The organism is Chryseobacterium sp. CG10_8, assembly GCF_058117085.1.
In genome coordinates this window covers 1-9,949 of record NZ_JBYVEB010000106.1, presented here as the reverse complement: position 1 = coordinate 9,949, position 9,949 = coordinate 1, and the positions used below count along the sequence as shown (strand labels likewise).

10 protein-coding genes and 1 pseudogene are annotated in these 9,949 nt (G+C 32.9%); 5 read left to right on the top strand and 6 right to left on the bottom strand.

Going from position 1 to position 9,949, the window contains the following annotated elements:
- The 4 genes and pseudogenes from AC4AGG_RS13670 to AC4AGG_RS13655 form a co-directional block, all read right to left on the bottom strand.
- Nucleotides 1-263, bottom strand: a pseudogene (locus AC4AGG_RS13670) (DNA primase); the annotation flags it as partial.
- Between the two features lie 2 nt (nt 264-265).
- Complete coding sequence (locus AC4AGG_RS13665) at nt 266-556, bottom strand: helix-turn-helix domain-containing protein (RefSeq protein ID WP_489772566.1); 291 nt, start codon at nt 554-556, stop codon at nt 266-268.
- A gap of 87 nt (nt 557-643) precedes the next feature.
- Nucleotides 644-1,468: a hypothetical protein gene (locus AC4AGG_RS13660; RefSeq protein ID WP_489772565.1), complete on the bottom strand. Its 825-nt coding sequence runs from the start codon at nt 1,466-1,468 to the stop codon at nt 644-646.
- Between the two features lie 9 nt (nt 1,469-1,477).
- On the bottom strand, nt 1,478-2,764 hold the full coding sequence (locus AC4AGG_RS13655) for a phage integrase SAM-like domain-containing protein (protein WP_489772564.1): 1,287 nt from the start codon (nt 2,762-2,764) through the stop codon (nt 1,478-1,480).
- A 521-nt stretch (nt 2,765-3,285) separates the two neighbouring features.
- On the opposite strand from AC4AGG_RS13655, the gene AC4AGG_RS13650 reads away from it, so the two are divergent.
- Genes AC4AGG_RS13650 through AC4AGG_RS13640 form a run of 3 tightly spaced genes read left to right on the top strand, consistent with a single transcriptional unit; the run spans nt 3,286 to nt 5,249 of the window.
- Nucleotides 3,286-4,464, top strand: coding sequence for a thioredoxin family protein (locus AC4AGG_RS13650; RefSeq protein ID WP_489772563.1), 1,179 nt, complete (start codon nt 3,286-3,288; stop codon nt 4,462-4,464).
- Nucleotides 4,465-4,470: 6 nt separating this feature from the next.
- Nucleotides 4,471-5,049 carry a DUF3575 domain-containing protein gene (locus AC4AGG_RS13645; RefSeq protein ID WP_489772562.1) on the top strand — a complete coding sequence of 193 codons (579 nt, stop codon included), beginning with the start codon at nt 4,471-4,473 and terminating at the stop codon, nt 5,047-5,049.
- Nucleotides 5,046-5,249: a hypothetical protein gene (locus tag AC4AGG_RS13640; protein ID WP_489772561.1), complete on the top strand. Its 204-nt coding sequence runs from the start codon at nt 5,046-5,048 to the stop codon at nt 5,247-5,249. The genes AC4AGG_RS13645 and AC4AGG_RS13640 overlap by 4 nt, the downstream gene beginning before the upstream one ends.
- Nucleotides 5,250-5,253: 4 nt before the next feature.
- Here AC4AGG_RS13640 and AC4AGG_RS13635 read toward each other — a convergent pair whose 3' ends face one another.
- Entirely contained in the window at nt 5,254-6,447 is a 1,194-nt protein-coding gene (locus AC4AGG_RS13635) for an exo-beta-N-acetylmuramidase NamZ family protein (protein ID WP_489772568.1), read from the bottom strand.
- Between the two features lie 4 nt (nt 6,448-6,451).
- On the opposite strand from AC4AGG_RS13635, the gene AC4AGG_RS13630 reads away from it, so the two are divergent.
- Complete coding sequence (locus AC4AGG_RS13630; protein ID WP_489772567.1) at nt 6,452-7,681, top strand: ABC transporter permease; 1,230 nt, start codon at nt 6,452-6,454, stop codon at nt 7,679-7,681.
- A 57-nt stretch (nt 7,682-7,738) separates the two neighbouring features.
- On the top strand, nt 7,739-8,719 hold the full coding sequence (locus AC4AGG_RS13625; protein ID WP_489772560.1) for a PLP-dependent cysteine synthase family protein: 981 nt from the start codon (nt 7,739-7,741) through the stop codon (nt 8,717-8,719).
- A gap of 99 nt (nt 8,720-8,818) precedes the next feature.
- Here AC4AGG_RS13625 and AC4AGG_RS13620 read toward each other — a convergent pair.
- A partial coding sequence (locus tag AC4AGG_RS13620; RefSeq protein ID WP_489772559.1) for a tetratricopeptide repeat protein occupies nt 8,819-9,949 on the bottom strand: 1,131 nt, incomplete at its 5' end.

Below are 9,949 nucleotides of genomic sequence, written 5' to 3'. Positions count from 1 at the left end.
AAATCTTTAAATACATCAATATCTATCTGTTCCCAATATTCACTATTATACAAGTAAATTTGACCATTTTTCCTGCCTAAACTAAATTCTCCTTCTTTTGTTTTTGCTTGTAATATTTCTATTACCGATATTAGAAAATGTTTTTTCTTTAAAGTCTCTATTTCGGTTTTAAGTTTAGCATATTCTCTAAAATTTACACTTTCGATATTCTCTAATAATTCGACAAGAATATTTCTGTACCCTTTCTTCGGATTGTCTTTCATTTTTATTTCAATTTAGTTAGACAATCCATAATCTCTGAACGCTTAAAGTATCTTTTACCAGAGATGCCGTAAGTTGTAATTTTACCTTTCTTTTGCCATTGCCATAAGGTAACCGATGAGATTTTGAGAAGTTCAAGGACTTGTTTTCTTGTTAGAAGCTCGGCGGTTACTTCTATTTTCTCATTTAGTGATGAAATATTGAGGTTTGAAATTTCCTCTCGAACAGAAACTTTTATCAGGCTACTAAGTTCGGATATTGAAAGTTCCTGAATTTGAATGATTTTTGATTCCATAATTCTAAGTTTATAATTATGGGACAAAATTATTTGTACTTAATTGTACAGATTAGTGTACTCGTAAAAATATTGTACAATCTTTATTTACAATTCGGTTATGTTTATGTCGTTTTTAATACAATCATCATAGAAACCCTTATAAATTGGAATATTCCTCTGTTTGCAATATTTAATTACTTCATTAATTTCGTAACTCGCCTTAGGTCTTTTAAAAATATTCTTATTGATGTTTTTTCCAGTGTTGTTTGATAGAGTACAATTAATGTATACTCTCAGGTTATCAGAACTATTTTCTCCAAAAATTTTATTTTTTAAATAAGTACCTGTTAATCCTTTTCCATTTTTATATGATTCATATATAGCTCCATTTGCCAAATTAAAGCAAACCTTTAACCAGTCTTTATCAAGAATAATTTCTTCGCTTTTAACTGGAGAATATTCATCAAATTTCGCTTTGGTTTTATAATCTACATTTGCGACCAAAGGTGCAATGAGGTTAAAAACAAAGTTTGCATTGAAATCTTTCGTATCAATAAAAGTATACCCTTCTTCATCTATATAGTAGTCTTGTATCTGTTGCTCAGATAATTTCCAATAATCACTTTTATGTTCAGATTGTTCCAAAAACTCAAAAAATATATCGTACAGTTCTTTTAGTTGCGTCGCTAATGTCGTTTTTTCAATTAAAGTACAACTATTATTATCCAATATTATAATGGTCTCATTTATTTGATTATAAATCTTTGAATATATATCACTTACATATTGAAAAACATAATCTTCTTTATAATCAGATGAACATTTTTCAGATTCATTTTTATATCTTAAAATCTGTTCTTCAAATTTTTTTTCAAAATTTGCGATTAAGATTTTGTTTTCTTTAATCAGGGCTTTACAGTAATTAGTCATTGGATTTTTTTAGAAATAATCAGCTAATTCCTTAGCTTGTTCGGTTTGCGTTTTTCCAATATATGTTAAAAAGGTACTTTCCTTTTCGTGTCCTGTCACGCTCATAATTAATCTCGTTGGAATTTTCCCAAAATTATTAGTTGCAAATGAACGTCTCCCAATATGGCTTGACACAAGTTCCCATTTTTCAAATCTACCAAATACTGTCCTTTTATCACCATTCTTCAAGACGTTTGTTTTACATCCGTCCACTTTTTTGTTCATTTTTGCTTTAAAGCAAATTTCTTTAATATAGTCGTTGTATTTTTGGTCGCTTAATGCTTTTGGAAAATTTCCATTCCTTTTTTTCAATATTTTTAATACGATTTGATGCAACGGTACAGCAATTAATTTTTGAGTTTTTTCTTGTTTGAACTCAACTAAACTAATTTCTTTTCCATTTTTGTTTTTTTCACTTCTAATCATTGATTTTTCAAATCTCATAAAATCATTTATTCGTTGCCCAGTAAAACAGCTTATTACTAGCCAATCTCGAACATTGTCTAAAGGGTCGGACAAATCATCAAGTTTAATAATTTTATTAATCTCATCTTCATCAAGATAGACAAATGGAGTCTTTTTGACATTAAATTTCCAGTCTAAAACCTCTGGATTAATTTCCTTTCCCTTTTTTAATGCAAGTCGACAAAGTGTTTTAATTTCAGATAAATCTCTATTAACTGTGTTTGGATTATAGTCAGAAAAAACATTTAAAAATTTCAATCTGAAATTATCATCAATTTCATTCATGAAAATTGGTGTGTTTCCAAACAAGTGTTTCCTTTCTATTATCTTATTTTTTATTGTTTTATACTTCTTGGTTGTGCCATATTTAAGATGTGGATTTTGTTCTATATAATAATCAAAAAACTCAATTAGCATGTTTGGAATTTCACTAACTTTTTTAGGATTATAGTATTCTTCAATTATACCTTTCAACCAATCATTACTTGCAGATTCAGGCTGAATTTTACCAAAAGCATTAAGTATGTAGTTTTCTAATTTATTCAATGTTGCGTTAATTTCTTGCTGCTTATTTATAACATCCAAGTCTTTGATTCTAGTTAGCTTGTGAGTTTTTTTCCAATAATCTTTTGCATTTAATCTTGAGTCTTTTGCAAGTTCTTCTCTAGAATATATTAAAACTTTGGAATTAGCTGCAATTATGAAATCTTTTGCTTTATGTCTAAATAATAATCTTGCCGTAAGGGGAGCATTTTCTTTAGTTGAACGATACAAAAAACTAACTGTTGCCATTATTTTTTAAATTTGTATAAAATTAAAACAAAAAAAACAAATCTGTATTGTATTTGTATTGTAAATGTTAATTTAAACTAATTACCATTAACTAAAATAAATTGTATTTTAATAAAACTTATTGATTTTCAATAAATTAATGTTAATTTAGTTTTATATGAATTAATTACGATTCTCATTCAAGTAGCAGTGTCCCCGCTACTAAACGGAGAGAATCAAGAAATTGATTCTCTTTTTTTTGTCTAAAACCCCTCCACGTTTTTTTAGAATTCTAAATTTAGAACATACTTATTCTTTCTTATCAATATCTACAAAAAAGTCTTAAATACTTTTTCCACCAACTCACTTTTTGACTAGTTCAACCCACTACAAAACCCCTCTCCCCTCTCATTCCAAAAAGCAACTCAACGTAAAAAACCACTAGCAATAGATATTATGTTAAATCAAATATTGATAATCTCTAACCCTACAGATTCACATTTCCGCAAATATTATTTATATTCGCATGGTAAAATATTGAAATGAAAAGACTAAGTATATTTTTCGCATTAGTATGTTCTGTATTAATTTTTGCTCAGGAAGGCATTAAGTTTGAGAACCTGACCTTTAATGAACTTTTGGACAAAGCAAAAAAAGAAAAAAAAGTAATTTTCTTAGATGCAATGGCAAGCTGGTGTGGACCTTGTAAAATGATGGATAAAAATGTTTTCACCCTCAAATCAGTAGGAGATTATTATAACGCTAATTTCATCAATGCCCGATTTGATATGGAAAAGGGTGAAGGACGTAATATCGCACAGAAATATGGAATCACCAGTTATCCAACTTTCCTATTTATTGATGGTAACGGACAATTAGTTAATAAAAATCGTGGCTATCTAACAGAAGAACCATTCTTAGAATTAGGAAAGGAAACTCTAAATGGTTCTCAGAATCTAACTAACATCAAAAAGCGATTTGATAAAGGTGAAAAAGATCCCGAATTTCTCCGAAGTACGATGACTCAATATGCTGAAACCGATTTTGACTTTGCAAAAAAAGTGAGCGAAAGATACTTTCAAACAAAAAAAACAAAGGAATTCACTAAGGAGGAAGTAGGATATCTATTCTATTTTATTCGATCTGAAGATGACCCTAACTTTAAGGTTCTCACTAATAACAAGGAGGAAGTAACCAAACATGTTCCCGAAGCTACTTACGATGGTTTTAGAAATCAAATTCTATTGATCAAAGTTAAGCAAAATGCCATCAACGAACAAACTAAGACCCTCAATGAAACCGAATTCATGCGTAACGCTACTCCAATCATTGGAGAATCTGAAGCCAGAAATGAACTTAACAAATTAAAACTCGCTTTCTACGAAATTGAAGGTGATTTCCCTAATTACAAAAACACTGCAATCGAATATTATCAAAATATCGAAAAGTTCAATGCTAATGAACTTTTGAAAGCAGCATGGATATTTTCCGAAAACGACCTTGACGCAGAAGCCGCAAAAGCTGCACAAAGATGGGCAGAAACCTCTGTAATGCAGGGTCAAACAGCAGAAAATACCTACATATTAGCCAAATTATATCAAAAAGGAGGAAAAAAAGCAGAAGCTAAAATTTTTGCTGAGACCTCTATTTATATTGCACAAACACAAAAACAATCGACTGAACTTGCTGAGAAACTTCTGAAGGAAATTGAAACAAATTAAATCCATATGAAGAGAGTAGCAACTCTATTAGCAGTTATTTCAATGAACATTTTAACTAATGCTCAAAATGAAAACAAAACAGTTTTTGTAAAAGCCAATGCACTTTTTGCGCCGATAGGAATGATAAATATTGGTATTGAAAAGCAATTTTTTGAAAGAATTACCTTTCAAGCAGATGCATTTGTATCACCTTGGAAATCCTTTGCCGGATCTAATGCTCAGGTTTATATGGGCACTATTGAAGGAAGATATTATTTTGATAAAGCATTTAATAAATTATATTTTGGGGTAAATGCTGGAACTGGTTTCTTCAACATAACAAAATGGGGACATACGGATGGGGATCAATTCCAAAAGGGGTTTACATTTTTGTTGGGCGGTACCATTGGTTATCAAATATCAATAGCAGAAAAATGGAATTTAGATCTATATCTTGGTGGTGGTATTTCGGAAGCGTTTTATCACGGGTACGCCAAAAATGAATATGGCGAATACTTCCGTTATGACAAAGCCGACGGTTGGAACAAAAGCGCAGAGTGGCTTCCGTACAAGGGTGGTCTTATGATTAGTTATAAAATAAAATGAATATAAAAAGCACACAATACGGGATTATAGCAGCAATAACATTCGTTATTTTGTTTTTGATGAATTACATCGGGAGTGACCAAAGTGATAAACTTAGTCGCGCTTTGCTTACGGCAGTTGCTGGTGTGATTGGATTAACCATCGGAATGTGGTTCGTTTATAAAAATAAAAACGATAACGATCCTCAAAATTTCGATTAGAAGATTAATCTTCATATATAATGTATTTGGATCGTATTCCTTGAAATCGATCCAAATCATTTTTCCAAGATGCCTGAATCTCTTTAAAAGATTTTCCAGCTATAATTTGTTTTCTCAATTGATCCGTTCCTGCAAGTTTATCAAAGAAAAGATTCTGCAAAAAGAAACCTTGATTAGTATTTTTATAAGATTGATAAGCTTTAATCAACCATTCGAGATTAAGGTATGTAAAATTTTCCGAAGCTTTTGACAAATCTTCGCCGTAGCAAAGCTTACCATTAAGAAACGGATCTTTGGCACCGTAATTAGGTTTCGGGGTGAAAGTATAAGGCAAATCTTTAGTCCAAGGCGATCCATAAACCTGAAAAGGCAAATTAGTCCCTCTACCGACCGAGACCTGAGTCCCTTCGAAAAAACATAGCGATGGATAAAGATTAATAGATTGAGCGTTTGGTAGATTTGGCGATGGTGGCACCGGAACACCATAACGCTGCATCTTATGGTACCCTAACATCGGTATTAGAGTATATTTTGCTCGAACACCTCCCTTTAACCAACCTTCTCCATTCACCATTTTTCCATATTCTCCAATAGTTAATCCATAAACTACAGGAACCTCATGCAACCCAACAAAACTACTCCACTTCGAATCTAGAACTGGTCCATCAATATAACCATCATGTGGATTCGGGCGATCTAGAACAACAACTTCTACTCCATTTTCAGCTGCAGCTTCCATCACATAAGACAAGGTTGAAATATAGGTATAAAATCTTACTCCAACATCCTGAATATCAAATAACACAATATCAACACCTTTCAATTGTTCAATAGTTGGTTTTTTATTACTTCCATACAACGAAACAATAGGTAAACCCGTTTTGGTGTCTGTCCCGTTCTTTACATGCTCTCCAGCATCTGCATCTCCGCGAAATCCATGTTCTGGAGCAAAAATGGTCTTTATGTTAATCTGATTGGAAACTAAGAAATCAACTAAATGAGATTTATCTTGTAGAATCCCCGTTTGGTTAGTAACTACTGCAATCGTTTTATTTTTTAACAAGGGAAGATAGAGTTCGGAGCGGTCAGCTCCCGTTTTAAAACAATTTTTGTCAACATCTTGAGCTGTACAACTCGTAATACCGAAAAAAATTAGTAGAATATGAACTAAATTTTTAATTTTGAGCATTAAATTCAACGACTTGAAGTTTCCCATATATTTTTCAAAAAAAATTGCGCTTTCCAAAGATAACAAAAATAATCTTTCACGGACGATTATCTTTATCGGTCGGCTTTCCGTGGCTTTAGGAATCATTGTTTCTCTGATTACAGTGTCCGTAGGTTTTGGTTCCAAAAAAGCCATCAAAGAAAGGATGGCAGATTTTAGTGGACATATTACCATCAAGTCAACCAAATCCAATGCTTCTTACAATTCGTCGGTTCTCGACACAAAGGGATTAAACCTCGAAAAAATTAAGAAAATTCCCGAAGTAAGCAATACCCAAAGTTATGCAATGGTAACAGGAATTTTGAGAACAGAAGACAACTTTTCTGGAATTATTTTTAAGGGAATAGGAAAAGATTTTGACCACGAAAGATTCAAAAAATTCCTGATTGAAGGTGAAACTCCAGCGGTGAAAGAAAAAGGATATAATAATCAAATTACCATCTCACAACATATTGCCAATGACCTCCATCTCAAACTAAAAGACAGTATTGTCGCAGTTTTTGCTAGAGATCAACAGCAGCCCATTTATAGAAAATTTGAAGTAATTGGCATCTACAAAACGGATATCAAAATGATTGATGACCAATTTGTTATTGGTGACATTAATCAAGCCAAAAAGATTCTTGATATGGATAAAAATGAAATCGGTGGCGTAGATGTTTTCCTTAAAAATGTCAACAAAATCGATGAAACTTTCCCCGAAGTTGAAAACTATGCAGGAATCAAAAACTATGCTGAAAGCGCTACAACAAAATATCCACAAATTGTAGATTGGATTAAGATTTTCGATAATAACATTTTGGTAATCATTATTCTAATGTTGGTTGTAGTAGTCATTAATATCATTATGGTACTTTTAATTCTTATTATTGAAAGGACACCATCTATAGGATTACTTAAGACTTTAGGCGCTAATAACAACCAGATTCGGGCTATCTTTATTAGCTATACGGTAAGTATCATGATTCCTGGACTGGTGATAGGTAATGTTATTGGTATTGGATTACTACTATTACAATACTTTTTTGGAATCATTAAGCTAAATCCTGAAAACTATTACGTAAGAGAAGTTCCAGTTGATCTAAGCCTTTTAATTCCAATAATTATATCTCTAGGAATCATCATCGTTTCGGGACTATCACTCATCTTACCTAGTTATTTGATAAGTAAAATTTCGCCAACAAAATCGATAAAGTATCAGTAAGAATTCAAAATCGTATCTTCGCGCTTCAAATTCAATCAAATTATAATTCAACACGTAATGAAATACGCAAAAAATATCCTTGAAACAATTGGAAATACTCCATTAGTAAAGCTTAACAAAGTTCTAGGTGACGATTTTCCGGCATTGGTTTTAGCAAAAGTGGAAACCTTCAACCCTGGAAACTCTGTCAAAGACCGGATGGCTTTAAAGATGATTGAAGATGCAGAAAAAGACGGAAGATTAAAACCAGGTGGAACCATTATTGAAGGGACTTCAGGAAATACCGGAATGGGTCTTGCTCTTGCCGCAATTATCAAAGGTTATAAGTGTATTTTTGTGACTAACTCCAAGCAGTCGAAAGAAAAATGTGATATTCTAAGAGCGGTTGGAGCAGAAGTTATCGTGTGTCCGACCGATGTTAAACCTACTGATCCAAGGTCATATTATTCGACAGCCAAAAGGTTAACAGAAGAAACGGAAAACGCTTGGTATGTCAACCAATATGATAATCTGTCTAACCGTCAAGCCCATTACGAACAAACCGCACCTGAAATTTGGGAACAAACGGAAGGAGAATTCACTCATTTTGTTTCTGGTGCAGGAACTGGAGGAACCATTACAGGATGTGGAAGATTCTTCAAAGAAAAAAATCCAAATATCAAAGTCATTGGTGTGGATACTTACGGGTCAATCCTTAAGGAATATCATGAAACCGGAGAAATACACTACGATCATGCTTACACCTACATTACTGAAGGTATTGGAGAAGATATCATTCCAGAGAATTATGACATGAGCGTTATCGATCACTTCGAGAAGGTTACTGATAAAGATGGTGCAATCTATACAAGAAAATTAGCAAAAGAAGAGGGAATCTTCTGCGGTTATTCCGCGGGGAGTGCTATCTCTGCGATTAAACAAATGCAGGATCAGTTTACGAAAGATGATGTCATTATTGTTCTACTTCACGACCATGGTTCTCGATACGTAGGAAAAGTCTATAACGACGAATGGATGAAAGAACAAGGATGGCTTTAGAAATAAGTTTCGTGAGTTCAGAGTTCTAGTTCAGAATTCGTGATTAAGTGTTTGGATTCTAGTAAAAATAAAGGAGGAGTTTCAGCTGAAATTCCTCCTTTATTTTCTGTATAGCGAAGTATCAATCGCTCCCATCATCTTCTTCTCGTCAAGTGATTCATCACCAATGAAATTTCTAATTTTTGAAATATTGCTTTCTGGATTTTGCAAAAGCTCCGCATAGTCCACATACATCAATTCCACATTAGGCAATCGCTCTTTCCACACTTCTATTTGATTGAGTAAAGTCACATAATTGTTGTATAATTTGACTGGCAAAACATCAGTATTTTTCCCCAACATTTTTTGTTGTGATTTTAGAACTTCGGTTAAATCCCTATTCATAAAAATCACTTTGTAGCGATATCGCTGATTGATAAACTTCAAAAGAGGCGCAACAACCTTTAGACACTTATTTTGAGCATCACCCATCCAAGCGTTGTCCATATGCAATTTTTTAACTTTTTGTAGTTCTAGGTACCCTTTAGGATTAGATTCATCTGCTTCTCTTTGATCATCGGTCAGCATATCCATACCTCCTTTTTCTAGCATCTGCATCATCATTGATGTGCCAGATCGAGGAAGTCCTGACACCAAAACAATTTGATTATCCAATTTTTTATTGGTCAACTTATTTTTATAATCACTCCGTTTTTCTCTTTCTTCGATATTTTCAAGCGCATATTCTGCCTCTGAGTAACCCTTAGGCACCAGCTTTTTAGCCATTTCATAAGCTAATTTTGCGTTTTCGTCATCTCCCAATTTCTCTAAAGCTTCCCCTAAAAGATAGTGCGCCTCAGGAAAAAATTTAACCAATTCGATAGCATCTATGGCTGATGAAGCTGCATCCTCGTACTGTTGAAGACTAAGGTAAACTTCTGCTATAGATTTGTGAAATCGAGGATTATCAGGATCAAGTCCTATAGCAGTTTCCAACGCTAATTGAGAATCAGCCAATTTACCCATCTTCTGGTAAACTAGCCCAATCTCTCCCCAAATCATTGAAGCTGGGCGTGTTGATTTCAGTTTATTCAAAACTTCTAAAGCATCATAAAGTCTATTTTTCATGATAAAAACTTTGGCTTCATAGAGATCCAAACTCAACTCCTTCTTCTCATCATTCTTCTTTAGATAATCAATATAAATTTCGGCCTTATCTAATTCACCATGTTTTATACTAAGCTTTAAAAG